The following is a 26797-nucleotide window of genomic DNA, read 5'->3' as shown; positions in this document are numbered from 1 at the left end:
CTTCAGTTCCTTGCGTGCTTGATGGCGTTCAATGACGCCATTTCATGTGGTGTGGACTGCTGATCCGCTCCGGCGGCATCCCTGTCTGCCTGCGGTTCATGCTCACTGCCTTCCCCTGATGTCAGCGAGCGACTCGGTGTCGGCAATGTCAGCCGGAAGCAGACATCCGCCTTGGGGTCATCCACCAGCGCCAATTGACCAAATTGGGCGCGGGCGCTGTCAGCGGCGACCGAGAGACCGATGCCCGAGCCCTTGAGTGGCCCCTTGCGCTTCACCGCGCCCTGATAGAAGGGCTTGAACAGGTGGTCACGGTCCTGGGCGGCGATGGGTTCCCCGCTGTTGGCGACTTCGATGATCAGCTTGCGGCGCTCCTTGCGGGCTCTCAACCACAGGTCGCCACTGTCTTCGCCGTAGGCGATGGCATTGGAGATCAGGTTGTCGAGAATACGCCCGGTACGCGGCCTGTCCGCCTCCCAACTGAGGCTGGCAGGCGGAAGATGCACGCGCATGCCCTTCTTTTCCAGTGCCAGGCGATGTTTCGCCAGCACTTCCTTGAACACTTCATGCACATCGAAGCGGCTCTGTTCGAGGCCCTGATTGTGCTGCAGCAGATTGTAGTCGAGGAGTTGCTCGATCAGCTTCTGCAATTCCTTGCTGGAGTCATCCAGCAGGCCAAGAATCTCGGTCTGGTGAGGGCTCAGCGGCCCGGCGACCTCGTCGATCAGCAGGCCGGTGCCTTCGCGGATGCTGGCCAGCGGGGTCTTGAGCTCATGCGACATGTGACGCAGGAACTGCTGCTTCTGCTCCTCGAGCTCATCCAGACGCGTCGACAGCCAGTTGAGGCGCTCGCCCAGCTGCACCAGCTCCGCCGGCCCCTTGATGACGATGGGTCGCTCGCTGTCGGTGCCGCTGCCCAGGCCATTGATGCGGCGCTCCAGCTGCCGGATGGGACGGATGATCAGCCAGGTGAAGAACAGCATCAACAGCAGACTGATGGAGACCAGCGCGGCGGTCTGCCACCACAGCTGATTCTTGACCTGGGAGGCGCGGGCGCGGATGCCTTCGATACGCGCATCGACGAGTTCACGCGTGGAGTTGAGCAGGCCGCTGGCCTGGATCGAGAAGGGCCCGAAGTCTTCCAGATGGCGACTGACCTGGTCGACGCTCATCTCGGGCATGCGCTCGAGCTGTGACAGCGTCGCCTTCAACTCGCTGACGCGAGGATCGCCCTCGCCCAACAGGCGCGCCTGCTCATCCAGCAAGGTGCGGAAGCTGTTGGCCTTGTCGGCGTAGATCTTCATCAGATCGGGATTTTCCAGCACGGCGTACTGGCGGGCGCTACGCTCCATCTCGACGGCGAGATTGGTCAGCGTGCGGGCGCGGCGGGTCTGGTCGACGGCCTGACGGGCACTGACATCCGCCAGTTCCGACAACTCCGACAGCGCCTGCCCTGCTTGAAACATGAGCACGCCAATCGGCAGCATCACCACCAGAAATGCCATCAGAACCAGCTGCGGCAGCGAGCGGGGACGCCAGCGTCGTGACACTGTGGAGGCCATGGAAAGAACTCTATGCAAGAAAGGGGTGGTCATCATCGAATCACGTCTTCCTAGAATACCAGAGTTCACCAGCGTCCATCGCGGTTGCCAGTTCGTTAATAAATATGACTCTTATTCAAATCATTACGCCGCCACGAGACAAACCGCCCCATTGGCAACGTTTCGCATGAAATTGTTGGCCATTCAGCGCTAGACGCACAAAAAAAGAGGGCCGGCATAGCCGGCCCCAAGTACGCAGGGAACTGAAGGGTCAGTCATCACGTGGTGCCTCTGGTACCTGGAGACCAGAGGCACCACGTGATTGGCGGGTCTGACAGGTGGTCTGCCTGTCAGTCCCGGGAGAAAAGAACGTCACCTGGTGGTCGTTCCAGGTCAGTTGACGTTCACGCCGGACAGCGTCCGCGCTCCCTATCGGATGTGAAGCAAGGGGCAACACATCGCAATGTGGATGATCGAGTCGGATGGCTTGCCGACTTGCCCGCCTCGATCGTCAATTCGGGGATGACGGCAGCCAATCTTGCCGGCTACCGCATCGGTTTCGGGCATCCTTGCCCGGGCGTCCTTGCCCTCAAGATACTGTCCATGCCCACCAGGGGCCGTACCTGTCTCATCGCAACCTGAAGTCACACATCGCGTGGAGCAGACGCTTGGCCTGTCAGCGATCACGGAGCGCACAGGGTAGTGAGTACCGTCATCGCTGGAAGGCCAGAGAAAGGGCCGGTGATGCACCTCATATCTCTTGCTCACGGTACCTATTGCCAAAGGCGTGCCATAAACGCGAAAACACATTACAAAACAATGACTTGAAATGGATATTACGACGACAGGCATGCCAATGTTGCCCAGGACGGCACACAGAGTCGTGTTTTACTGGCCGATTCGTCGCGATTTGCCAACACATATACGGGGCATGCTATTTTTCCCTTTTGAATCAACACCTTGAAACGTCTCCTTTGCAAGACAATCCCGCAAGGGGTGGGGGAAAACTGCGACACCTACGCAAGAACACCCGCTGATCAGCCCTCATTCAGGGGGTCATCAGCGGGTGTTCTCTGGGCGATTCACACTGGCAGGCAAGCGAGGTGTGACTAGAGCGACTTGAGCAATACCTTGGAGTTGCGCGCCGAGTTGTAGGCCTCGCGACGCATGGGCGGCAGGTCTTGCAGACCGGCCGACACGAAACCGTGCTCGATGAACCAGTGGACGGTATGGGTCGTCAGCGCATACAGACGCTCGACGCCGGCGCGACGCGCGCGCAGCTCGATCTCGGCCAGCAGCTGCTCGCCGCGCTGTCCGCGGCGATAGTCATCATGCACGGCCACGCAGGCCAGCTCGCCCATGGCGGCGTCACGGCTGAGATGCAGTGCCGCACACCCGATGATCATGCCATCGCGTTCCAGCACCACATAGTCGTCGATCTCATGTTCGAGACGCTCCCGCGAGCGGGCCACCAGGATGCCACGCTGCTCCAGCGGCCCCAGCAGCGCCAGCAGGCCACCGACATCCTCGAGCCGCGCCTTGCGCAGCTGCTCATAGCCCTGACGCGTGATCATGGTGCCGATGCCGTCACGGGTGAACAGCTCGCCCAGCAGGGCGTCACGGTCGCGCCAGCTCAACAGGTGAGTGCGCCCGACGCCGCGACGTGCGGCGCCACAGGCAGCGGCCAGGTGGCGCGACAGCTCGCTGTCGTCATCGCGGGGCGGCGCCATCACCGCGGCTTCCTCCGGATTGAGCTGACGCAGCAGCTCGCCGTCTTCGCCGAACAGGCCCTCCCCTTCGCCAAGCAGGATCAGCTTGTCAGCGGCCAGCGCCACGGCGGCGTGTTCGGCGACCTCAGCGGCGTCCAGATCGAACACCTCGCCGGTGCTGGAGTAGCCCAGCGGCGGCAGCACGACGATGGCCTGCTGCGAGAGCAGCCCCTGGATCGCCTCGCTGCGCACGCGGCGCACCTCGCCACCATGCAGGAAGTCGACGCCATGACGCACCCCCAGCGGCTTGGCCATCACCAGATTGCCGGAGACGGCGGAGAGCTCCACGCCATGCAGCGGCGTATTGGGCAGCCCCTGGGACAGACTCGCCTCAAGGCGCAGACGCAGCGTGGCGACCTGCTGCTCCAGATGGCCGAGAATCTCGCGCGTCACCACCCAGCGGCCCTGATGGCGGTCCGCCTCGATGCCGGCAGCCTGCAACGCCTCGGCCACCTGCGGACGCACCCCGAACACCACCACCAGCTTCACGCCGAGGGTATGCAGCAACGCCAGATCCTGTATCAACTGCGTTCGTCGTGATGAGGACAGGGCATCGCCCTCGATCAGAATGACGAAGGTGCGGCCGCGATGGGCATTGATATAGGGAGAGGAGTTGCGAAACCAGTCCGCGAAGGGGAAACGCGTGTTCAAGAGCCAGCTCCGGGCAGGAGAGAGGGAAAATGGCATGTCAGGCATGCCCATGAATCATCATATCAGCGCCGCAGCCTGCACGGCGAGCGGTGCCCCTGACATCCATGTGTCAGATACGAGAAAGGCGACCCGAAGGTCGCCTTTCTCGTTTTTCCAATTCAGCTCTGGATCATGCGTCGGCTTAGCCGAACATGCCCTTGAACATGAAGAAGAACAGGATCGACAGGATCGCGCCGGCCGGCAGAGTGATCAGCCAGGACATCACGATGGTGCCGATCACGCGCAGGTTGAGCGCTGCCATGCCGCGTGCCAGGCCCACCCCCAGCACCGCACCGACGAGGGTGTGGGTGGTGGAGATCGGCAGGCCGGTGCCGGAGGCCAGCACGACGGTCGAGGCGGCGGCCAGCGTGGCCGCGAAGCCGCGTGACGGCGTCAGCTCGGTAATGCCGGTGCCGACAGTGGCAATGACGCGACGACCATAGGTGACCAGGCCGACGACGATACCGCCGCCACCCAGCACGAGGACCCACCACGGCATGCTCGCCTTGGCGCCGATCTGACCGGCAGAGTCGACGACGCTGATGATGGCCGCCAGCGGACCGACCGCATTAGCCACGTCGTTGGAGCCGTGGGCGAAGGCCATCGCACAGGCGGTGAACATCATCAGCAGGCCGAATACCTTCTCGACGCCGCTGAAGTCGAAGTCGTCACCGGTGGCGCGATTCTTCTCCTTGAGGCGTGAACGCGCGACCTTGCGCTCCATCAGCACGCCGATACCCATCACGATGGCGCCGATGACGACGGCCAGCAGCAGGCTGGATTCGAAGCTCAGGTGCAGGCCGACATGCTTGAGGCCCTTGACCATGGTCACCATCGAGATGATGAAGCCGACCAGGAACATGTACATCGGCACGTAGCGCTTGGCGGCCGCGAACGGGTCTTCGTTGTCGAAGATCAGCGTCTGCACGGACTTGAACAGCACGAAGGCGATGGAGCCCGCCAGCAGCGGCGAGACCAGCCAGGAGGCCGCGATCTGACCGACCTTGGTCCATTCGACGGCATCCACGCCCAGACCCGCAGCGGAGAAGCCGACAATGGCGCCGACGATGGAGTGGGTGGTCGAGACCGGCCAGCCCTTCATGGAAGCGATCAGCAGCCAGATACCGGCGGCCAGCAGCGAGGCCAGCATGCCGTAGACCAGGAACTGTGGATTCTCGATCAGCAGTGACGGGTCGATGATGCCCTTGCGGATGGTGTCAGTCACCTCACCACCGGCAAGCCAGGCACCGAGGAATTCGAAGATCACGGCGATGATGATCGCCTGCTTGATGGTGATCGCCTTGGAACCTACCGAGGTTCCCATGGCATTGGCGACGTCATTCGCACCCACACCCCATGCCATGAAGAAACCGAACAGACAGGCAAGAATGACGAGCACATCGCCGTATTGAGCAATGATGGACATAGAAGACTCTTGGACAGATGGCAGGACGTCCTGATGGCGCTCAGCGCGCCATCAGGATCTGCAGTCGGGTACCGACCTTTTCCGCTTGGTCAGCCACATCGCCGACCCAATCGATGATCTTGTAGAGGAAGATCACATCGACGGGCGGGAGGCTAGCTTCCAGCGAGAACAGGGTCTGGCGGATGGCGATCTGCTGTTCGTCGGACTGCTTCTCGAGCTCATGCAGCTCGTTGATCAGCTTGTCGACCAGCTCGCTCATGTTGCGCCCGAAACCGGACTCGACGAGGTCTTCCAGTTCACCCAACGCACGACGCGCCTGGCAGACCGATTCGACCGCAGTCTTGAGATACTCACGCATGGCGGGCACCAGTGCGGTGGGTATCTGCATATGACGACCCAGCATGATCCCGGCGATGTCCTTGGTGACATTCGCGATGGAATCCTGGACATGGATCAGCTCGAGAAGGTCGGAGCGCGAGACCGGCAGGAACAGCGAGTTGGGCAGGTTGAGACGCAGCTGCGTCTTCAACTCGTCCGCTTCACGCTCCAGCCCGCTGATGGTCTTGCGAATGCTGGCTGCCTGCTCCCAATCACCCTGCTCGCAGGCGTCGAAGAAGGTCAGCAAGTGCTGGGCGCACTCGTCGGTCTTGATGATGTGGGTGTGCAGCGCCTTGAAAGGCGAGCGCCCGAACATCGAAGAGAAAGGGTTGGTCGTTACCATAGTGGCCGTCGGCGTTAAGGATTGACGCGCGGAGTGTAGCAAAGCCTTTGTGACGATCACATAACTTTCATCGTAACGTCATGATACCGCCATGCTGTTGTCATTTACGCAACAACAGCGGCAGTTCGGGGGAACACGAAGGATTCCAGAAGAGAGATTGTCATGTAGCGGCAGGACCCGTGGTCGCTGGCTTTATCCACTGTTCTTAATATAACCAAGGACGTGACGACAGGCAATTGCTGTCACTTCAATGTCATCATGCTGTCATATAAGTGTGATTCTGCCGACAGGCCGATATCCCGCATGCCCTTCCGCCCTCCCCGTGCTTGCCTTGCCGCGGGCCAGGCGCGAGCATGAGACACACGAGCCTTCGTCACCATGCACCACGCTTGCCGAAGGCTCTGCGGTCCTGGCGCCGCTGTCATCCTCATCCGTCAGCATCTGTCTTCTTTCATCCGTACAGGGAGTGCCCATCATGGCGCAGGAAATCGAACTCAAACTGGCACTGTCTCAACCCGTCATTGATCGCGATGCCATCCTGGAGACACTGGCGAGCATTGCAGAACTGGCAACGGTCGTCCCCAGGCGGCGCTGGCTGGCCAACACCTACTTCGACACCCCCGAGCATGCGCTGGAGCGCGCGCGCATGGCGCTGCGTCTGCGCCAGAGCGGTGAGGATGCCGACAGCACGGGCGCCCTGCGCCAGACGCTCAAGACCAGCGGCGAGAGCCATGGCGGACTGCATTCTCGCGGCGAATGGGAGTGGGAGCTGCCCGAGGGCCAGACCGGCCTCGACCTCGACGGCCTGCGTGGCCTGCCGCCCTTGCAGGCGCTGGAAGACGGCGCCCGCGAGCAGCTGCTGAGTGCGCTCGCGCCCAGCTTCAGCACCGATTTCGAGCGTCATGCCTGGCAGATCGACGTCAAGGCGACACGCAGCGACAAGAATGTGAGCGGTGAACAGGTCACCGTCGGCGTTGAGATGGCGCTGGACCTGGGCGCGGTGAAGGCCAGTGGTCGCGAAGTGGCCATCCAGGAGATCGAGCTCGAGCTGACCGGCGGCGAAGCACTCGCCCCCGAGGTGAGAGAAGGCGTGCTCTGGCAGCTGGCGGATTCACTGGCCAGCCGCCTGGCACTGCGCCCGGCGGATGCCAGCAAGGCCAAGCGCGGCGCGGCGCTGCGGGATGGCGAATGGCATGAGAAGACGCTGGATACCGCTGACCCCGGCGCGCTGCTGTCCGCCGCCATCGATGCGCTCGATGCGCACGCCGACCGCCAGGCGAAAGACGACCTCAAGTGGCACGCGCATGCGCTGGCCGCCCTGTCGGCCCTCGCATCACGGCTGGCCGCCAGCCAGCATCCCGGCCATATCCACGCGGTGGCGCTGGTCGAGGCGCTGGAAAGCAGCGACGGCGACGCCTCACAGGACTGGGCGACTCGCGACTTCGGCCAGCACAGCCTGTCACTGCTCGCGACGCTGCGCGGCTGAACCTCAAAACGACACTGACTGCCCAGCCGCCAGGCGCTAGACCACTGGCTGATGGACAACGGCCGGGCAGTGGTCTAGCGCCTGGCGGCTGGGCAGTCACTGAAGGTCATACTGAGACATCCCCGATACGCCCTGACATTCATCCGGCGTCGTCACGCCCGTCAAGGAAGCCTGCATGCCTGAACGCCAGGGCCCTGCCAATGAATATGGCAGCACGCCGCAAAGCCCCCCAGCGACACCCTCGCACCCCAGCGACTACGAGCCCGCGACAGGCCGCCTGCGCGCGCGGCTGTTCCACTGGATCTTCGAATCCGATACCAAGGCGGCCAAGGCCTTCGATATCGGCCTGATCCTGATGATCTTCGCCAGTGTCGCCGTGGTGATGCTCGACAGCGTGCCCTCGCTGAATGCGCAATACGGCGAGCTGTTCCGCATCATGGAATGGGGCTTCACGATCATCTTCACGCTGGAATACGCCGTCCGCCTCTACTGCCTGAAGCATCCCGGCACCTGGGCCAAGGGCTTCTACGGCGTGCTCGACCTGCTGTCGATTGCCCCAACCTGGCTGTCGCTGCTGATACCGGGCGCCCAGGCCCTGCTGGTGGTGCGCGTACTGCGTGTGCTGCGTCTGTTCCGCGTGCTGCGCCTGATGGCCTTCGTCGGCGAGGGCCGCATGCTGGTCGAGGCCATGACGCGCAGCCGGCGCAAGATCCTGCTGTTCTTCATCACCGTGCTCAGCATCGTCACGGTGTTCGGCGCCCTGATCTATCTGATCGAGCCGCCCGAGGCCGGCTTCACCTCCATCCCCAAGGCGCTCTACTGGGGCGTGGTGACGCTGACGACGGTGGGCTATGGCGACATCGCGCCCATCACGCCACTGGGGCAGTTCATCTCGGCGCTGATGATGATTCTCGGCTACTCGATTCTCGCCGTGCCCACCGGGGTATTCTCGGCCGAGGTTCTCAACGGCCTGCGCATGCAGCAGACCAGCGACGAAGCCTGCCCGGGCTGTGGTCGTGAAGGCCATGATCGCAACGCCAAGTACTGCAAGTTCTGCGGCACCTGGCTGGACGAGGATACCCGCGACCCGCGCGAACCGGAACCGGAGCCTGAACCTGAGACAGAACCGGAGCCCGAATCTGCGCCTGACGCAGAGACGCCATCGGACGATCAGCCAGAATCTCCCGATAGCGGGCCTCCCGAGAGCGGGCCTCCCGACCGCGACCGCAGCTGACGAAGCCGAGAATCACTCAGCACACGACAACGCCTCGGAAATGACTACGCCTCAGAAATGACAACGCCCCCGCGACCGCAAGGTCCGGGGGCGTCTTCGTATGGCAAGACGATGTCAGCGCCGTGAAGCGCTACGCTGTCGCGATCACTCCGTGAAGCTCGAGATATCGCCGCGCCCTTCGCGCACGATCACCGGCGGCAGCTCGCGCAGGTCCACCACACTGGTGGTCTCGAAGCTGCAGGCGCCGCCGTCGATGACCAGATCCAGCGCGTGTCCGAAGCGCTCGCGAATCTCTTCGGCGTCCGTCATCGGCAGTTCCTCGCCCGGCGGAATCAGCGTCACGCTCATCAGCGGTTCGCGATGGGTTTCCAGCAGGGCGTGGGTGATGGCGTGGTCCGGCACGCGCACGCCGATGGAGCGACGCTTGGGGTGCAGCAGCAGGCGCGGCACCTCGGAAGTCGCCTGCAGGATGAAGGTATAGGCGCCCGGGGTGTGACTCTTGAGCAGACGGAAGATGGCGTTGTCGACCTTGGCGTAGGTGCCGATTTCCGAGAGGTCAGAACACACCAGGGTGAAGTTGTGCTTGTCGTCCAGCTGACGCAGGCGCTTGATGCGCTCGATGGCCTTCTTCTCGCCCAGATGGCAACCCAGCGCGTAGCCGGAGTCGGTCGGATAGGCAATCACGCCACCCTGCTGGATGATGGCAACGGCCTGATCGATGAGGCGTTTCTGGGGATTTTCGGGATGAATCTGGAAGAACTGTCCCATGCGGTGCTCCTTGCGTCTGGGCGCCAGCCCGGCAGGCGGACTGGCGTCACGGTGATCTCTTGATATCACATGGAGGCAGCGTCGGCCGCAAAAAAGGGCGCGATGCGTGGATGACACCACACGGGCGGCACCTTGGTGCGGGGCGGCGGACTCATGCTGCCGGGCGCCAGCGGGCCGCCGGGGAAGTGGAAGTCACTGCCGACGGAGGCGTAGAGGCCCAGCTCATCGAGCTGACGCGCCAGGTCACGCGCGCGATCGATATTCTGGAAGCCGCTGACCAGTTCCGCGCCTTCGCCACCGGCGGCAATGAAGTCACGCAGCAGCTCGCCACGCTTGGTGCGCGTCAGCTTGTAGCGCATCGGGTGCGCCATCACGGCGATACCGCCATCGGCACGCACCCAGCCTACCGCCTCTTCCATCTCCGGCCAGTGCGCCTTGACGTCGCCTTTCTGACCCGCGCCAAGGTGCCGCTTGAAGGCGTCCTGCAGGTTGCGTGCAATCCCGGCCTCGACCAGCGCGCGGGCGAAATCCGGGCGTGACAGCGGGCGGTCGCCTGAGCCACTCAGCGTGGCCTGCTCACGGGCGCGCTCGAAGGCATTCTCGAGCCCGAGCTTTTCCATGCGCGTGGCGATCTCGTGGCTGCGGCGTTCACGCGCCTCGTGCTGCTGCTTGAGACCGGCACTCAGCGCATCGCCGGCGCCCTCGGGCATCAACGCCACGATGTGGATGGTCTGGTTGCGCCAGCGGACCGACAGCTCACAGCCGGGCAGCAACGAGATCCCCTCGGCGCGGGCGGCCTGCTGGGCCTCAAAGATGCCTTCCATGCTGTCGTGATCGGTCAGAGACATGCGTGACAGACCGCGCCGCGCGGCCAGCGCCACCAGCTCTGTCGGTGCCATGCCGCCATCGGAGGCGGTGGAATGCATGTGCAGGTCGATGTCCGGCACCTCGATATCGGAATCGAAGCGCTCCGGCAGCGGGCGAAACTCGATCGGCTTGCGGGTTGCGGAAATCGGCGAAGAGTCGGACGGGACGTCGGACACGGGGAACCTCTCGGGATGAACGTCTGTGCCACGCGATGCCTGAGATGCAGGCGATCCAGCGGGCCAGACGTCGGGCAGTATTGGCTGCGATGCGCGCCCGGACACACAGGGGCTTTGTCAGCAGGCAGCAATGGCGGCAGAATGAGCACATGCAGGCAGGGGTGCGCCGCTGGTGTCAGACAGGATACCACTCGCACAGGCCCTTGCCTTCCCGACGGCTGCGTCGTCGTGTTCAGGAGTGCGCATTACCCATGAAGATGTTGCTCGACTTTCTGCCGATCGTGATCTTCTTCGCCGTCTACAAGATGACTGGCGACATGATCATGGCTACCGCCGTGTTGATTCCCGCGACCCTTGCGCAGGTGCTGTACATCTACTGGCGCCACAAGCGCGTCGAGAAGATGCAGCTGGTCACCCTGGCGCTGGTCGTCGTGCTGGGTGGCGCGACCGTGCTGTTCGGCAACAGCTCCTTCATCCAGTGGAAGCCCACCGTGGTCAACTGGCTGTTCGCCGTCGCCTTCCTGCTGTCGCCGCTGTTCGGTGGCAAGCCGCTGGTGGAGCGCATGATGGAAAAGGCGATTCAGCTGCCGCGCCCCATCTGGCACCGCCTCAATCTGGCCTGGGTGGTATTCTTCCTCGCCATGGGCGGCCTCAACATCTACGTCTTCAGTCACTATTCGGAAGACATCTGGGTCGACTTCAAGCTGTTCGGCATGCTCGGTCTGACACTGCTGTTCGTCATCGTTCAGGGCGTCTACCTGTCCCGTCACATGGTGCAGGCCCCTCAGGAAGAGAACGCTTCCTCGACCAATTCTCAAAAGGATGATTCGTGATGCTCTACTCCATTGTCTGTCAGGACGTCGAAGGTAGCCTCGAAGCACGCATGGCGGCGCGTCCGCCGCATCTGGCACGTCTGGAGGCGCTGCACGCCGCCGGTCGTCTGGTCATCGCCGGCCCCAACCCTGCCATCGACAGCGAAGCTCCGGGCGAAGCCGGCTTCAGCGGCAGCGTCATCATCGCCGAGTTCGATTCCCTCGAAGACGCCCAGAAGTGGGCCGATGCCGATCCCTTCGTCATCGCCGGTGTCTATGAAAGCGCCGAAGTGAAGCCCTTCAAGCAGACCCTGCCCTAGCCCTGCGCCCGACCGGTCATCTGACCGGCGGTTTCTCACAGACGACGGACAGCCTGGCTGTCCGTCGTCTGCGTTGCAGGCCTTGCTCTGCCGCTGTCTCGCTGTGCTGCTCTCCCGCTCGACCTCCTGCCAGGAATGCCCGTGAACGACCACCCTTCCTCCCCCCGCCAGCCCGCTCCCGGCCAGTCAGCTCCTGATCAGGCCGCCTCGTCAGCCCGGAAGACTTCGCCGCAGCAAGCCCCGGCCACCGCGGCACGCAAGCCTGCCACAACGCCACCGAGCGCGATCGAGCCGGTCACGGCGCCCGGCGTAGTGCCGGACGTGCCACTGGCACCACTGGCGGCATTGGAGGAGGCACAGCTCGAGTGGGACGACACCGCGCCACAGGCCACCGATTACGGCGATGTGTACTTCTCGATCCACGATGGCCGCGCCGAGACCGTGCACGTCTTCCTCGACAGCAACCGGCTGAGCGAGCGCTTCCGTGACTGGCGGGAAGCGCGCCCCTTCGTGATCGGCGAGACCGGCTTCGGCACCGGCCTCAACATCCTGTGCGCCGCCCAGCGCTTTCTGGCAACGGCGCCCGCCGAGGCGCGCCTGCATGTCGTCTCGGTGGAAAAGCACCCGATGCGTGCCGCGGATCTCGAGCGGGCGCTGTCCGCCTGGCCGGATCTCGCCTCACTGGCGAAGCCGCTGGTCGCTCAATGGCCCGCTGCCGTCCTCGGCGTGCACCGCCTGTGGCTGGATGAGCGCATCACCCTGGACCTGCACTTCGGCGATGCGGTGGAGCGCCTGTCGCGCCTGGAAGGTGGCGTGGATGCCTGGTTCCTCGATGGCTTCTCGCCGTCGAAGAATCCGCAGATGTGGTCACCCGAGCTGTTCGCGGCCATGGCGGGTGTCTCGCGCCCCACGGCGACCTTCGCCACCTTCACCGCCGCGGGCTTCGTGCGGCGTGGCCTGCGCGCGGCAGGCTTCGTGTGGCGCAAGGTGCCCGGCCACGGCATGAAGCGCGAGATGATCTGCGGCGAGCTGGACGAACCGACCGCCGCCGCGCGCGCCGAACTGATGGGGCTTGATGCCTCACCCGCATCCGGCCATGCCCCCATGCAGGAGCACGCGGTGCGTGGCGCCCTTCATCCGCTGCGTCGTGAGCAGCCCTGGACCCAGCCCCCGCAGCCCGCGCCGATCGCTCGCGAGACGCATGTCGCGGTACTCGGCGCCGGTATCGCCGGCACCAGCTGCGCCGAGGCGCTGGCGCGGCGCGGCGTGCAGGTCACGCTGATCGATGCCGAAGCCCCCGGCGCACGCGCCTCCGGCAATCGCCAGGGTGCGCTCTACGTCAAGCTGGCCGCCGAGACCAATCCCGCCAGTCGCTTCCAGCTGGCCGCGCTGCAGTACAGCCGGCGCTGGCTGGCAAGCCTCGACCCTAAGCAGACCCTGTGGTCCGCCAGCGGCGTGCTGCAGCTGGCCACCAGTGAACGTGAGCGCAAGCGCCAGCAGCGCTTCCTCGACAATCACCCGCTGCCCGAGGCGCTGCTCAAGCCGGTCAGCGCCAGTGAGGCCAGCCGAATCGCCGGCAGCGAGATCGCCTTCGACGGCCTCTTCTATCCGGTCGCCGGCTGGGTGCGCCCCAGCGCACTCTGCCAGCATCTTGCCGCCACCCCGGGCATCCGCTTCCTGCAGGCGCGCATCGAGGCCATTCAGTCGCTGGAGGCCAAGGAAAGCGGGGCTACTGGCAACGGCGAGCCACGCTGGCAGCTGCAGATCAGCGACGGCAGCTGCATGGAAGTCGATCAACTGATTGTCGCGCTGGGGGAGCAGACTAATCTGCCCGAGCCGCTCGCACACCTGCCGCTGCAGCCGATTCGCGGCCAGGTCAGCGAGATCACGGTAGCGCCGGAACACGCCGCGCACCTGCCCGCGCTCGACAGCGTGGTCTGCGCCGGTGGCTATGTCTCGCCCTATCAGCGCCACGCCGATGGCAGCGTGACGCTCAGCTTCGGCGCGACCTTCGCCCCGCGCGATGAGGATGATGCGGTCCGCGAGGCGGACCACGCCGCCAATGTCGCGGAGCTGCGCAGTGCCCTGCCCGCCTTCGTCGCCGCCTGGGAGCAGGCGCGTGGCGTCAGGCTGGAAGACGATGACTGGCAGGGACGTGTCGCCTGGCGCGCCGCCAGCCCGGACAAGAGCCCGCTGGCCGGCCCGGCACCGGATGCCGCGCAATGGCGTGGGGACTACGCCGCCATGGCTTTCGATGCGAAAAAGCGCGTGCCGCAGTCGAGCGGCGCCCACCTGCCCGGCCTGTGGCTCTCCACCGCACACGGCTCACGCGGCTTCACCACCGCCCCGCTGTGCGCCGAACTGATCGCCTCGCAACTGTGTGGCGAGCCGCTGCCGCTGGAACGCGAACTGGCCGAGCACCTGCACCCGGGGCGTCGCCTGATCCGCGATATCGTCCAGCGGCGTTGAGAGGTCGGTATCACTCAGGCCTGACGGCACTGTCTGGACAGGGCCTGACGGTCGATGACCTGATAGGTGAAGGATGGCCGGCCGATCTGACCGTAGTGGAAGGCCTCGCTGAGCATGCCGCAGGCCGCGAGATGGCGCAGGTACTTGCGGATGGTCACTCGCGACATGCCGGTGGCAGGCAGCAACGCCTCACTGGTGAAGCTGCCTTCCTCGCGCGGCAGCGCCATGATGGCACTGGCCACCAAGGCAAGTGACGCCGCCGTCACGCCCTTGGGCAGGCGCCCCTCGGGTACCGCGCCCGCAGCGCCGCTGACCAGCCCTTGCACGCCGAAGAGCTGGTCCAGTTGTTGCTGGCTGACTTCACCCTCTAGGCTCTCCAGCTGCTGGCGCCCGCGACGCGCCAGTGCCAACGCCTGCTGAAAACGGGCGAAGCTGAAGGGTTTGACCAGGTAATCGCACACCCCGAGCGCATGTGCGCTGCGCACCGTGTCCGCCTCACTGGCGGCGGTGATCAGGATCACCTGGATATCGGGGGCGGCGTGGCGCCTCAGCCATCGCAACACTTCCAGCCCGCTGCGGCTGCGCAGGTAGACATCCAGCAGCACCAGGTCCACCGCTTCCTGCGCCAGCACGTCGAGTGCCGTCGCGACATCCTCGCACTGGGCCACCAGGCGCATGCCGTCGATGCGACTGAGGTATTCGACATTGAGACGCATGACCATGGGGTCGTCTTCGACTATCAGCACACGCATGCGCTCTGGCTCCTTCATTGTGCAAATTCCGGCCGCAGCGCCATCCCGTGATGCGCGGCCCCCTATCAGGGCGCCGCGCCAGTCAGCAGTCGGCAAGGCAGGGTCAGCTCGACCAGGGTACCGCCGCCCGAGGGCGCATAGAGGTGCCATTCTCCCTCGCGCGCGGTCACGATTTCCTGTACCAGCGACAGGCCCAGCCCGCGGCCTTCCCCATGACTGCTCACCCCCGCCATGCGTGCCGTCTGCCTCAGCTCCGTCGGCATGCCGGGGCCGTTGTCCGCCACGCTGATCGACAACTGCGCCTCTGCCGACGCGTCCAGTGATTCCAGCATCAACCCCAGGGTCACAGACGGGGCGTGAGCGTCAGCGCCCACCTCCTCCAGCGCTTCGAAGGCATTGTCGAGCAGATTGCCGATCACGCTGACCAGATCATGACTCAAGCTACGCTCCAGTACCGGAAACTCGGCCTGAGCGCCCTCGTCCTGTGACATTCCCCACTCAGCGCAGCGGCCATGATGGCACTCGATCTCCAGCTCGACCGCCAGCGTGATGCCACGCTCGCGAGCCTCGCTGTGCTTGCCGATCAGAAGACCTGCCAGCAGAGGGTCCGCGATGCGCTCGGCGGCTGCGGCATCCGCCGGCAACTCCCGCTCCACCAGCAACGCAAGATAATCGCGCAGACCGGCGAGGTCCTGCATCTGCGTCAGGCCCGACAGCACATGCAGCCGGTTGCGGAACTCATGGCGCGCGGCGCGCAGTGACTCCGCCTGACGGCGGACGCCGGTCAGCTCCTCGGCGAGGCGCTGCATGCGGTCGTGCTCGCGCAGTACCAGCACGCCGCCCATCAGCAGCTCGCCATCATGCACTCGCTGGCAACGCACCAGCAATCGCCGCCCGCCGTGAGTCACCTGGCGCAGTCGGGCCTCTTCCTGCTCGCTCACCGGCTGGCGCGCAACAAGGCACTCACGCATGCCGGTGTCGGGCAGCCAGCCATCAAGGCGCTCGCCCAGCGTCGGCAAGGCCCCCAACAACTCGCGCGCCGCGGCATTCACCAGCGTGATTCGCCCCTCGGGGTCGACCACGATGATGCCCTCTTCCAGGCTGGCCAGCACCGCCTGATGCTCCTCCACCAGCCGCGCGATGGCCGCCGGTTCCAGTCCCTTGAGCTGTCTGCGCAGATAGCGCGCAAGTCCCAGTGCGCCCAGCGTGCCGAACAGCATCAACACACCCAGTCCGAGCAGCAGCTGGCGCTTCTCATCGGCCAGACGCCGCCCCAGGGAATCCAGCGTGATACCGATGGCCACCGCACCGACGACGGCGCGCTCATCGCCCTTGGACGCATTCGCCATGACCGGAACGAAGCTGCGCAGGCTTTCGCCGAGCGTGCCGCGGGATTCGGAGAGGTAGGAGGCACCGGCAAGCGCACGCTGTTCGTCGCCACCCTGGAATGGCTGCCCGATGCGTGCGGGGTCCGGGTGACTGAGCCGCAAGCCATCCGGGCGCATCACCACGATGAAGTCGACGGCATTCTCCTGACGCAGTCGCTCGATGCGTGCCGCCAGGCGGCTGTCCGCGACAGGAGGCGCAGCCTGCGGTGAGCTGGCCTCGCTCAGGGCAGAACGCACCTCGGGCAGACGCGCGATGCGTTGGGCAAGAGCGGCAATGCGCTGGCCCTGAATCTCGCGCTGGGTCCGCTCCAGCTGGGCACTGAAGAGCCAGGCCGCGACCAGCAGGCTGACGATCACCATGCCGGCGGCGAGCAATGAGGTCAGCGCGCTCAGTCCGGGTTGGGAATGCCGCAACACGCCGGACAAGCCATGTGCCCCCTTGGTGGCATGGCCATTCGGCCCGGCGCATGGGCGAGCGGCAGCCGGCGCTTTCATAAGTTTCAAAAGGCTTTCTTTAATTCGCAAAACTTGGCCCTCGGGAGCCACACCGTAAGCTCCCTGTGACGCGCATCCAGTGCGCGAACATGATGTCCCTTCCCCGCCCCAAACGATCCCGCGATGCCACGCCAACGCGTCCGGGCATGACAACAGGTCCTGCAACGACAGAGTGCAGGACAAGGAGCATGCATGACACATTCCTCGCAGACCGCCACGGCCACGCCTGCCGCAGAGTCCCCCTGGCAGAAGACGCGCATCTTCGGCATGTCACTGCCGATCTTCGCCCTGTCCTTCCTGGTCCTGATTGCCGCCATCGCCACCGACACCCTGCCTGCGGGCATGATCGGCGCGCTGCTGGTCATGATGATTTTCGGGGAGCTGCTGGGCTTTCTGGGCGACCGCCTGCCGATCATCAACAGCTATCTGGGTGGCGGCGCCATTCTCGCCATCTTCGGTGCCGCAGCGCTGGTCTACAGCGGCTGGCTGCCGCAGGAAGTCACGGCGAATGTCAGTGAGTTCATGAAGGGCGGTGGCTTTCTGAACTTCTACATCGCGGCGCTGATCACCGGCAGCATTCTCGGCATGGACTCCCGCGTGCTGGTCAAGGTCGGGGCCCGCTTCGCGCTGCCACTGCTGTGCTCGGTGCTGTTCGCGGCGCTCTTCGCGATGCTGGTCGGCTGGGTCATGGGCTTCTCGCCCAAGGATGCCGTCATGGTCATCGCCCTGCCCATCATGGGCGGCGGCATGGGCGCCGGCGCCGTGCCGATGAGCCAGATCTACGAGCAGCTGCTGGGGCAACCGGCCAGCTACTATATCTCGATCCTGGTGCCGGCACTGGCCCTGGGCAATGTCTTCGCCATCATCATTGCCGGGCTGCTCAACGGGCTTGGCAAGCGCTTCCCGTCACTGACCGGTGGCGGCCAGATGATGCCGGGCGTCAATGTCCGCGAAGAGAAGAGCACGCCTGACCTGTCCCAGCTGGGCATCGGCATGGTGATTGCCCTGAGCTTCTTCGTCGCCAGCCAGATTCTCGGCAAGGTCATTCCGCTGCACCCCTACGCGCTGATGATCATCGCGGTCGCCGTACTCAAGTGCGCCAACCTGGTACCGGAGAACATCAATCAGGCCGCCGCCCAATGGTTCCGGTTCGTGGCAGGCAACTGGACCTTCGCGCTGCTGTTCGGCATCGGCGTGGCCTATACCGATCTGGGCCAGGTGATCGATGCCATCACGATCACCTACGTGGTGATCGTGTTCGGTGTCGTCGCCGGTGCCGCCTTCGGTGCGGGTCTGGTGGGCAAGCTGGTCGGCTTCTATCCCATCGAGTCCGCCATCACCGCTGGCTTGTGCATGGCCAACATGGGCGGCACGGGTGACGTCGCCGTACTCTCGGCGGCCAATCGCATGCAGCTGATGCCCTTCGCGCAGATTTCCTCGCGCCTGGGCGGGGCCTTGATCCTGCTGATCTCGAGCCTGGTCGTGCCGATGTGGTTCGCATGATCCGGCGCATCGCCAGACGCCACTAACCGCACCAACTGGTGCAACAACTGGCGCTTCATGAACGACAACGCCCCTGGCCTGTGCCAGGGGCGTTGTCGTTTCCGGCCCCGAGGTCAGGGGCAGAGCAAGGATCAGGGCATGCTCAACACAGCATGACCGCTGGCTGGGCTCAGTCGCCCTCTTCCTCGTCGTCCGCCAGCTGGCGACCGAAGGACTGCCATTGCTCCAGCGTCATCACCTCGGTGGATTCGGTGCCGATGTCATGGACAATCAGCAGCTTGCCGCGTGACAGCTGGCCTTCCAGCTCCGCGACCCAGCCGGCCATGCCTTCGCCGACATCGGTGGTGTCGTAGCCCTGACGGGTGACGAAGGCTTCCAGCAGGGCGCGCCGTGTATCGGCGGGCAGCATGGTCTGCGGCACCTCGATGAAGCGGTCCCGCGGGTCCATCTGATCAAGTGGCATCTGGCTCATGGGTAGCTCCTGTCCATCATCAGGGTGGCGTGGCGCCGCCTGCGGTGCATCGTTCAGCGTATCCGTACTCATGCATCCTCTCCCGCGCTGTCTTGCGCGCTGACCTGCACATTGGCTTGCGCACTGTCTTGCGGATTGTCCTGCTGTGCATCAGCACCGGATTCCCATTCGGCCAGGCGCTTCACGAAGGTCTCTTCGTCCAGCACCGTGAGGCCCAGCTGCATGGCTTTCTCGAGCTTGCTGCCCGCTGCCTCGCCGGCGACCACACCGGCGGTCTTCTTCGAGACACTGCCCGCCACCTTGGCGCCCAGCGCCTGCAGGCGCGCCTTGCCTTCATCACGCGTCATGCTGTCGAGGCTGCCGGTCAGCACCCAGGTCTGGCCTGCCAGCGGCTGGGGACGCTCACCGATCTCGACCTCTTCCCAGCTCAGGCCGCAGGCGAGCAACGCATCCAGCGTCTCGTTGTTGGTCGGCTGCTGGAAGAAGGTATGGATATGCGCGGCGACGATGGGGCCGACATCTTCCACTGCCTCCAGCGCGGCTTGATCGGCTGCGCGCAGCGCTTCAAGCGTGCCGAAGTGCGTGGCCAGATTCGCGGCGGTGGCTTCACCGACTTCCCGAATGCCGAGGGCGTAGATGAAACGTGCCAGGGTGGTGTTGCGGCTCTTGTCCAGCGAGGCGACCAGATTGGCGGCGGACTTCTCGCCCATGCGCGGCAGCTCGGCCAGGGTGGCAGCTTCCAGATGGAACAGGTCCGCCGGCGTCTTGACCAGCTCACGCTCGATCAGCTGCTCGATCAGCTTCTCACCGAGGCCATCGACATCCAGCGCCTTGCGACTGGAGAAGTGCTTGAGGGCTTCCTTGCGCTGCGCGGCGCAGATCAGTCCGCCCGCGCAGCGTGCCACCACTTCGCCTTCGAGGCGCTCGATCTCGGAGCCGCATACCGGGCAGCCGTCCGGCAGCACGATGGCTTCGCGGCTGGCGCCTTCACTGGCGACCCGCACCACCTGCGGAATGACATCGCCGGCGCGGCGGATGATGACGCTGTCACCGATCTGCACGCCGAGACGTTCCACCTCGTCCATGTTGTGCAGTGTGGCATTGGAGACCACCACACCGGCGACTTGCACCGGTGCCAGACGGGCGACCGGCGTCAGCGCGCCAGTGCGTCCGACCTGAAAATCAACGCCTTCCAGGGTGGTTTCCTGCTCCTGCGCCGGGTACTTGTAGGCGATGGCCCAGCGCGGTGCGCGCGCCACGAAGCCCAGTTCACGCTGCAGACGCAGTGCATCGAGCTTGATGACCGCGCCATCGATGTCGTGATCGAGGCCATCACGCTGCTCGCCGAGGCGGCGGGTGTAGTCGATGATGCCCTGAGCACCGCGCACCACCTCAAGCTGCGGGCTGGTGCGGAAGCCATAGTCGTTGAGCAGCGCCATCAGACCGGAATGATTCTGGCCGGCCTCGCTGGCGAGCAGCGCATCATCCACCCGCGCGACCTGATAGGCGCAGAATTCCAGCGGACGCGAGGCGGCGATGTTGGAATCCAGCTGGCGCAGGCTACCGGCGGCGGCATTGCGCGGGTTGGCGAACACCTTGCCATCCTCGTCGCGGCCGCGCGCGTTCAGCGCCTCGAAGCCAGCGTGGCTCATGTAGACCTCGCCGCGCACTTCCAGCAGATCCGGCAGATCATCACCCCGCAGCTTGAGCGGGATCGAGCGGATGGTGCGCAGATTGGTGGTAATGCCTTCGCCGGTGCGGCCATCGCCGCGCGTCACGCCCTGCACCAGCACGCCATTCTCGTAGATGAGCGACACGGCCAGGCCATCGAGCTTGGGCTCGCAGCAGAAGCTCAGCTCGTCACCCGCGTCCTGAGCGTCTCCCAGCTCCAGCGTTTTCGCCGCACGTTGCACGAAGGCGCGCAGCTCATCGTCATCGAAGGCGTTGTTGAGCGACAGCATCGGTACCGCATGCTGCACTTCTTCAAAGCCGCTGGCCGGCGCGGCTCCGACACGCTGGGTGGGTGATTCCGAGCTGATCAGCTGGGGATATTCGGCTTCCAGCGCCTCGAGGCGACGCAGGCGCGTGTCGTAGTCGGCATCGGTCAGCGTCGGATCATCCAGCACGTAATAGCGGTGGCTGGCCTCAAGCAGCTCGCGATGCAGCTGCGCGACCTCCTCCATCACCTTGGCAGGCACGCCTTCCACCACGGCCGGTTCAGCGGAGCGGGAAGCACTCGAGGCGTTGGAATCATCGGCAGGCGCCGAAAACAGATCATCCTGGGCTGACATGACACTCACTCGAAACAGTGGCTCGCCAGCACTGCCAGAAGGCAGCGCTGAGCGACCTGAAAACGGGTGGCGAACCCTCCGACCTGACGCACTTGCAAGAGCTTGCAAAGGCTTGCAGGCGGAGGGGTCGCCTTGATGCTGCCATTGTACTCAATGTGATCGACAGGCCACACATTCAAGCACTTCGGGCGACAGTCGGGGGCCGGCCCGGAACGTTAGAGGCTGCAAGAGGTCGGCAGGACACGCAAACGCCAACGGCGACCCGAAGGTCGCCGTTGGCGTTCTGGCATGACTGGTCGACTCAGAGAATGGCTGGGGAGTCGATCAGTTGGCCTGGTAGCGATGCAGACGATTGCGACGCTCGAACTCGTGCACCTGCTGGCGCTTGAACTCGATGGTCTGGGCCGTCATCACGCTGTGGTTCTCGTCTTTCAACTCACCGCCCAGACGACGCACCAGCAGCATGGCGATCTCGACCATGGTCTCGAAGGCGGCAGAGGTGTCATCCGCGCCCGGCAGCGGCATCAGGAAGGTGACGCCATCCAGCTGGCTGTCCACCATCTCGGCCGGCTTGAAGATGCCCGGCTTGACCACGTTGGCCATCGCGAACTGCAGCGGGCTGTCGTCGTCATCTTCCTCGTGGCGCAGGAACAGCCCCATCTCGGAATGACGCAGACCACAGGCCAGCGAGATGCCCAGCACGTCTTCACCGCTGAAGCCTTCATCGCCACGCGCCATCACCGAGATGATGATGACTTCACTGGCATCGGCCAGGGTGTCACGTGCGAGCTGGTCATCGACCTGATTGCGTTCGGCACGCAGCACCAGCGGATGACGATCATCCTCGGGCGCTGTGGCATCGGCAGCCGCTTCCAGTGAAGGTTCCTGGCGCTGGGAAGCACTGCCGGCGACATCGGCCGGCTTGCCAGCGGAGGACGCCTCAGTGCTGGCATCCTGACCTTCCTCGATCTCGGCCATCGGCTCGAGATCATCGGCCTGGGTGGAGGAGACGCTGATGCTGTCGTCCTCGGCGGTGATCACCGGCTTCTCATGGAAGTCGTCTTCGCGCGCCGTCTCGGCCTGCTCACTGGAGGCGCTGCCGAGCACGGGCTCACGATGCGCATCGTCGTGCTCGTGCTCGTCATCACGCCGTGCGCCCAGACTGGCCGTCACGTCGCGCATTGACTGGCTGGCACGTGCACCGAAGGCAGCCGCACGCTCGCCGAAGCCCTTGCGCTCCGGCGCTTCACGACGCTCCATGGGCTGCGCCGGACGACTCGGCTGAGTCACCCGCGAGGCCTTGATGCCGTGCGCATTGTCGAGCACGACATCTTCCTCGGCTTCGGCATGCGTCTCGGAATCGCCAACCACCCGGTAGCCGCCGTTCGGCAGCTCCCAGTTGTCACGTTCTTCCTCTTCTTCCACCGCGGGATTGCCCGCATCGTCGGTGGAATCCTCTATACCCGCTCGATCCAGTCGGGGTACTCGACGTTGACGTTGGAGCCTGCGCACACCGTCAACGACGATGATTGCGACCAGCACCAACCCCAACAAGATGAGCCACTCTCTCAATTCCATGGGTCATTAGCCTGTTTGCTTGGGCACCATGCACGTGAACAGCATAGCGCGATTGCAGAAAAAGGGGACATTTTTTCGAATGTCAATCCTGTGGTGGTGACCTGCGCAATCGCCCTTCAATTATCCCTGACTGACACTATGACGCAAACTCGTAGTGCTTTCGATCTCTAGATGCAACACGATCTTGCCAACTAGGCCGCCAAGGCGGCCACTGGCTACCGCGCCGGAGGATGACCTTGCCCTCCTGAACGGCTTTTCCCTCACGCTTCGGCAAGCACGGCAGCTTCTTCTATCCCTACAGAGACAAGGCGCGAGACGCCGGGTTCCTGCATGGTGACACCCATCAGCCGATCTGCCGCTTCCATGGCGATCTTGTTATGGGTGATATAGATGAACTGTACGCTTTCCGACATCTCCTTCACCAGCCTTGCATAGCGTCCGACGTTGGCATCATCCAGCGGTGCATCCACCTCATCGAGCATGCAGAACGGGGCCGGATTGAGCTGGAAGATGGCGAAGACCAGCGCCAGTGCCGTCAGTGCCTTCTCGCCGCCTGACAGCAGGTGAATGGTGGAGTTTTTCTTGCCCGGTGGCCGCGCCATAATCGCGACTCCCGTCTCCAGCAAATCATCACCAGTCAGCGTCAACCATGCGGTTCCGCCCCCGAAGATCTTGGGGAAAAGCGCCTGGATTCCGGCATTGACCTTGTCGAAGGTGTCCTTGAAGCGCACCCGTGTTTCCTGATCAATCTTGCGGATGGCGCGCTCGAGGGTCTCCAGCGCTTCGCTCAGCTCGGCATGCTGGGCTTCCAGATAGTTGCGACGCTCGGCCTGCTGGTCGTATTCCTCGATGGCCGCCAGGTTGATGGCCCCCAGCCGCTTGATGCGTTCGCCGATCTGCTCAAGGTTGTGGCTCCAGGCCGATTCGGTGGCATTGGGGTCCAGCTCGTCCTCGAGCTGCGCGATCGCCGCCTCGTCATAGCCCAGTTCCGCCAGCTGCTCGTCCTGCGCATCGCCCTTGAGGGTCAGCGCCTGCACCTGCATGCGGCCTTCCTCGAGGCGCTGGCGAATCCCCTCGAGATTGCGCTCATGAGTCTGACGCGACTGTTCCGCCTGACGCATCTGTTCGACCAATTCATGAGTCTTGTCACGACAGGCGTTGAGCTTGGTTTCCTGATACAGACGTGTCTCGAGCAGCATCTCGAGCTTTTCGCGCTCTTCTTCCTGCGGCAGTGAGGCTTCTTCGCGGCTGGCCTCGAGCATCTCGATGCGCTCGGCGAGCTTCTCGCGCTGCTCGACGGCTCGCATGCGCTGGCCCTGCATGCCGTCACGCTCGGTGGTCAGGCGCTGACGCTCCATGTCGAGACGGTTGACCTGCTCACGCGCGGGCGCCAGCTGGGCACGCAGCCCGGCCAGCGCCTCCTGATGTTCGCGCCGTGAACGCTCCAGCGACTCGCGCGACTTGGCATTGTTCTCGACCGCCTCCAATGCCTGCTGCCAGCGCTCACGCGCCTCCTCCAGCGTCAGGGCCTGAGTTTCGCGCGTTTCCGCCAGCTGCTCGAGCTCCTCATCCAGCTCACGAGCGCGGCCATCGACATGCTCCAGGCGGCTGGCGATGCCGGCCTCCTTGAGACTGAGTTCACGCTGGCGCTCGCCAAGCTCCCGCTCTTCGACGCGCAGATGCTCGAGCTGCTGCTCGGCGCCGGCAATCTGTTCGGCGGCTACGGCCAGACGCGTCTCGATCTCCTCGAGACGCTCATCCAGTGACTCGAGTTCCAGCACGACCTGCTCGAGGCGCGCCCGCTGGGAGATGACGCTATCGGCACGTTCACCGGCCACCTGACGGCGGCTCCAGCCCTGCCCCAACCACAGGCCGTCCGGGGTCAGCACGCTCTCGTGCGCGGCCAGAGAATCACGCCTGGCCCAGGCGGCTGCCTGCGACTCGACACAGTGGATGCTGGCCAGCCAGCCGGCCAAGGCATCCGCGCCACTCACCTGCGCCGCCAGGGTGCCAGCGGGTCGGTCTGCCGCGCTGGACGCCGGCGTGCCATCGACCAGCAACAGCTCGCCGCCGGGCAGCTCATCCATCAGCGTGGCCAGACGCGACGGCTCGCTCGCCGCCAGGCGCGCCTTGAGGAAGGGGCCCAGCACCCAGGCACTGGCCGATTCCCAGCCCTCGGCGACCTCGAGCCCCTCGGCCAGCGCCGGGGTCTCGGCGAGCCCGTGCTGCTCCAGGTGGCTCGCCAGGCTGTCATCGTCGTCACGCAGCGCCGCGTCGATCAGTGCCTCAAGCGAGGCCTTCTCGCCCTGCAAGACGTTGCGACGCTGGCGCAGCTGATCGCGCTCTCCATCCAGCGCCAGACGATCAGCCTGGGCCTGCTCACGGGCTTCACTGGCCTGCTCGCGACGCGACTCCAGCGATTCGCCGCTGAGCGACAATTCATCGAGCTGCTCGCGCAGCTCCTCGCGGGCTTCACGCAACTCGGCGACATCCGGCAGCTCCGCCAGCTGCTGGCGACGGCGCTCGCGCTGGCGCTCGGCATCGGCGATGGCATTCTCGAGCTGCTGGATCTCGCTCTGGGCCCGCTCGGCGCCACGCTGGGATTCGTTGTCGGCCTGACTGAAGCGCTCCCACTCGCTCTGGCTGTCCTGGCGGCGCTCTTCGGCCTCCTCCAATGCCAGCTCGAGCCCTTCGAGGGTCTCGCGGGCCAGCTCGAGTTCCGGGGCGATATCTTCCAGGCGCGCATCGATCATCTCGAGGCGCTCGCCGTCCTCACCCTCGACGCGCTGGATGTCGCTCAGCTCACGCCTGGCCATCTCGAGATCCGCCGCCAGCTGCTGCTCACGGGTGCGGGCATGCTCAAGACTCTGCTCGAGGCGCGCGATCTGGGCGCCGGTCTCATAGAAAGCGGCCTGATGGGTTTCCAGCTCTCCCGCCAGCTCGTCGTGCTGATAGCGCTGCTCTTCCAGCTGGCTCTCGCACTGACGCTGACCAAGAATCTCGCGCTCGACGCCGGTTTCCAGCTCCGCGACGCGTGACTGCTGCTCGCGCTGCTGCGCACGCAGGCCCCGCCGACGCAACACGGCCAGCTCGCCCTTGAGGCGATATTCGTCCTGTTTGAGGGTCTGATAGCGCTTGGCGGCCTCGGCCTGACGCTTGAGGCGCTCGAGCTGCTTGTCGAGCTCCTCACGCAGGTCATCCAGGCGCTCCATGTTCTCCTGGGTGCGCTTCATGCGGTTCTCGGTCTCGCGGCGGCGCTCCTTGTACTTGGAGATGCCCGCGGCTTCCTCGAGGGTACTACGCAGGTCATCCGGGCGCGCCTCGATCAGCTGCGAGATCATGCCCTGACCGATGATGGAGTAGGAGCGCGGCCCGAGGCCGGTGCCGAGGAAGACGTCGGCGATATCACGCCGGCGACATTTCTGGCCATTGAGGAAGTAGCCGGACTGGCCATCGCGCGTCACCAGACGCTTGACGGCGATCTCGGCGTACTCGGACCAGGCGCCCCCGAGGCTGCCATCGGCATTGTCGAAGGTCAGCTCGATGGAGGCCTGCCCCACCGGCTTGCGCCCGGTGGAGCCATTGAAGATGACGTCCGTCATCGACTCGCCACGCAGATTCTTGGCGCTGGACTCGCCCATCACCCAGCGCACAGCATCGATGACATTCGATTTCCCGCAGCCGTTGGGGCCGAGAATCGCCGTCATGTTGCTGTCGAAGGGCACGGTGACCGGATCGACGAAGGATTTGAAGCCGACCAGCTTGATCGATTTGAGCCGCATTGCGCCTGGCGCGTCCTTGAGTCTGGAGAAAGAAGGTCTGAAGAAATAAGTTCTGAAGAAATAAGTTCTAGAGAAAGAAGCTCTGACGCAGAAAAACCTGAAATACCGCGGCGTCGCAGGCCTTTCGATAGGAGCCCGCACCGCCGCAAGGTAAACATGTCCTTACGACGAGACAGCCGGTCATCGAGGGTATTTTCGAAAAACAAGCGCGCAGTCTACCCAAAAGCAGCGATGGCCCCAACCGGCGCAATGACAAACGA

At 64.5% G+C, this 26797-nt stretch carries 18 protein-coding genes; 6 read left to right on the top strand and 12 right to left on the bottom strand.

The annotated features are described in order from the left end of the window. Positions 1-2: 2 nt before the first annotated feature. From IZU87_RS04010 to IZU87_RS03995, 4 genes are all read right to left on the bottom strand, one after another. Positions 3-1559: a sensor histidine kinase gene (locus IZU87_RS04010; RefSeq protein ID WP_213113736.1), complete on the bottom strand. Its 1557-nt coding sequence runs from the start codon at positions 1557-1559 to the stop codon at positions 3-5. A 1088-nt stretch (positions 1560-2647) separates the two neighbouring features. Then, complete coding sequence (argA, locus tag IZU87_RS04005; protein ID WP_213113735.1) at positions 2648-3958, bottom strand: amino-acid N-acetyltransferase; 1311 nt, start codon at positions 3956-3958, stop codon at positions 2648-2650. 181 nt (positions 3959-4139) lie between these two features. Then, on the bottom strand, positions 4140-5423 hold the full coding sequence (locus IZU87_RS04000; RefSeq protein ID WP_043333714.1) for an inorganic phosphate transporter: 1284 nt from the start codon (positions 5421-5423) through the stop codon (positions 4140-4142). A gap of 40 nt (positions 5424-5463) precedes the next feature. Beyond that, entirely contained in the window at positions 5464-6144 is a 681-nt protein-coding gene (locus tag IZU87_RS03995; RefSeq protein WP_043333713.1) for a TIGR00153 family protein, read from the bottom strand. 475 nt (positions 6145-6619) lie between these two features. On the opposite strand from IZU87_RS03995, the gene IZU87_RS03990 reads away from it, so the two are divergent. Together IZU87_RS03990 and IZU87_RS03985 are read left to right on the top strand one after the other, a co-directional pair. Continuing rightward, positions 6620-7630, top strand: coding sequence for a CYTH domain-containing protein (locus IZU87_RS03990; RefSeq protein WP_213113734.1), 1011 nt, complete (start codon positions 6620-6622; stop codon positions 7628-7630). A gap of 175 nt (positions 7631-7805) precedes the next feature. Further along, positions 7806-8864: an ion transporter gene (locus IZU87_RS03985; protein WP_213113733.1), complete on the top strand. Its 1059-nt coding sequence runs from the start codon at positions 7806-7808 to the stop codon at positions 8862-8864. 144 nt (positions 8865-9008) lie between these two features. On the opposite strand, the gene IZU87_RS03980 is transcribed toward IZU87_RS03985, so the two are convergent. Both IZU87_RS03980 and IZU87_RS03975 read right to left on the bottom strand, forming a co-directional pair. Continuing rightward, positions 9009-9632: an L-threonylcarbamoyladenylate synthase gene (locus tag IZU87_RS03980; protein WP_054555307.1), complete on the bottom strand. Its 624-nt coding sequence runs from the start codon at positions 9630-9632 to the stop codon at positions 9009-9011. A gap of 65 nt (positions 9633-9697) precedes the next feature. Beyond that, entirely contained in the window at positions 9698-10558 is an 861-nt protein-coding gene (locus tag IZU87_RS03975; protein WP_131432877.1) for a PHP domain-containing protein, read from the bottom strand. A gap of 368 nt (positions 10559-10926) precedes the next feature. Here IZU87_RS03975 and IZU87_RS03970 point away from each other — a divergent pair, with 368 nt between their 5' ends. The 3 genes from IZU87_RS03970 to mnmC1 all read left to right on the top strand — a co-directional run bounded on the left by IZU87_RS03970 (position 10927) and on the right by mnmC1 (position 14276). Then, positions 10927-11508, top strand: coding sequence for a septation protein A (locus tag IZU87_RS03970; protein WP_043333711.1), 582 nt, complete (start codon positions 10927-10929; stop codon positions 11506-11508). Further along, positions 11508-11807 (top strand): YciI family protein, encoded by a 300-nt coding sequence (locus IZU87_RS03965; RefSeq protein ID WP_043333710.1) that lies wholly within the window; start codon positions 11508-11510, stop codon positions 11805-11807. The genes IZU87_RS03970 and IZU87_RS03965 overlap by 1 nt, the downstream gene beginning before the upstream one ends. Positions 11808-11948: 141 nt before the next feature. After that, entirely contained in the window at positions 11949-14276 is a 2328-nt protein-coding gene (gene mnmC1, locus IZU87_RS03960; RefSeq protein ID WP_394805764.1) for an FAD-dependent 5-carboxymethylaminomethyl-2-thiouridine(34) oxidoreductase MnmC1, read from the top strand. 14 nt (positions 14277-14290) lie between these two features. Here mnmC1 and IZU87_RS03955 read toward each other — a convergent pair whose 3' ends face one another. Together IZU87_RS03955 and IZU87_RS03950 are read right to left on the bottom strand one after the other, a co-directional pair. Next, positions 14291-15028, bottom strand: coding sequence for a response regulator (locus IZU87_RS03955; RefSeq protein WP_043333708.1), 738 nt, complete (start codon positions 15026-15028; stop codon positions 14291-14293). Positions 15029-15093: 65 nt separating this feature from the next. Then, a complete protein-coding gene (locus IZU87_RS03950) occupies positions 15094-16911 on the bottom strand; it encodes an ATP-binding protein (protein ID WP_249330428.1) in 1818 nt (605 codons plus the stop codon). A 192-nt stretch (positions 16912-17103) separates the two neighbouring features. Between IZU87_RS03950 and IZU87_RS03945 the strand changes: the two genes are divergently transcribed. Beyond that, a complete protein-coding gene (locus IZU87_RS03945; RefSeq protein ID WP_213113730.1) occupies positions 17104-18414 on the top strand; it encodes a 2-hydroxycarboxylate transporter family protein in 1311 nt (436 codons plus the stop codon). Between the two features lie 169 nt (positions 18415-18583). On the opposite strand, the gene IZU87_RS03940 is transcribed toward IZU87_RS03945, so the two are convergent. The 4 genes from IZU87_RS03940 to smc form a co-directional block, all read right to left on the bottom strand. After that, positions 18584-18886, bottom strand: coding sequence for a YheU family protein (locus tag IZU87_RS03940; RefSeq protein ID WP_248379925.1), 303 nt, complete (start codon positions 18884-18886; stop codon positions 18584-18586). 68 nt (positions 18887-18954) lie between these two features. Next, positions 18955-21069, bottom strand: a complete 2115-nt coding sequence (gene ligA / locus IZU87_RS03935; RefSeq protein WP_249330427.1) for an NAD-dependent DNA ligase LigA — start codon at positions 21067-21069, stop codon at positions 18955-18957. 432 nt (positions 21070-21501) lie between these two features. Beyond that, positions 21502-22755: a cell division protein ZipA gene (locus IZU87_RS03930; RefSeq protein ID WP_213113728.1), complete on the bottom strand. Its 1254-nt coding sequence runs from the start codon at positions 22753-22755 to the stop codon at positions 21502-21504. Positions 22756-23015: 260 nt separating this feature from the next. Beyond that, positions 23016-26537, bottom strand: coding sequence for a chromosome segregation protein SMC (smc, locus tag IZU87_RS03925; RefSeq protein ID WP_213113727.1), 3522 nt, complete (start codon positions 26535-26537; stop codon positions 23016-23018). Positions 26538-26797 lie beyond the last annotated feature (260 nt).

The organism is Cobetia sp. MC34 (assembly GCF_018340035.1).
In the GTDB taxonomy this organism is placed as follows: domain Bacteria; phylum Pseudomonadota; class Gammaproteobacteria; order Pseudomonadales; family Halomonadaceae; genus Cobetia; species Cobetia amphilecti.
Note: the sequence above shows the minus strand (reverse complement) of the source record. Positions and strands in the feature narration are given on the sequence as shown.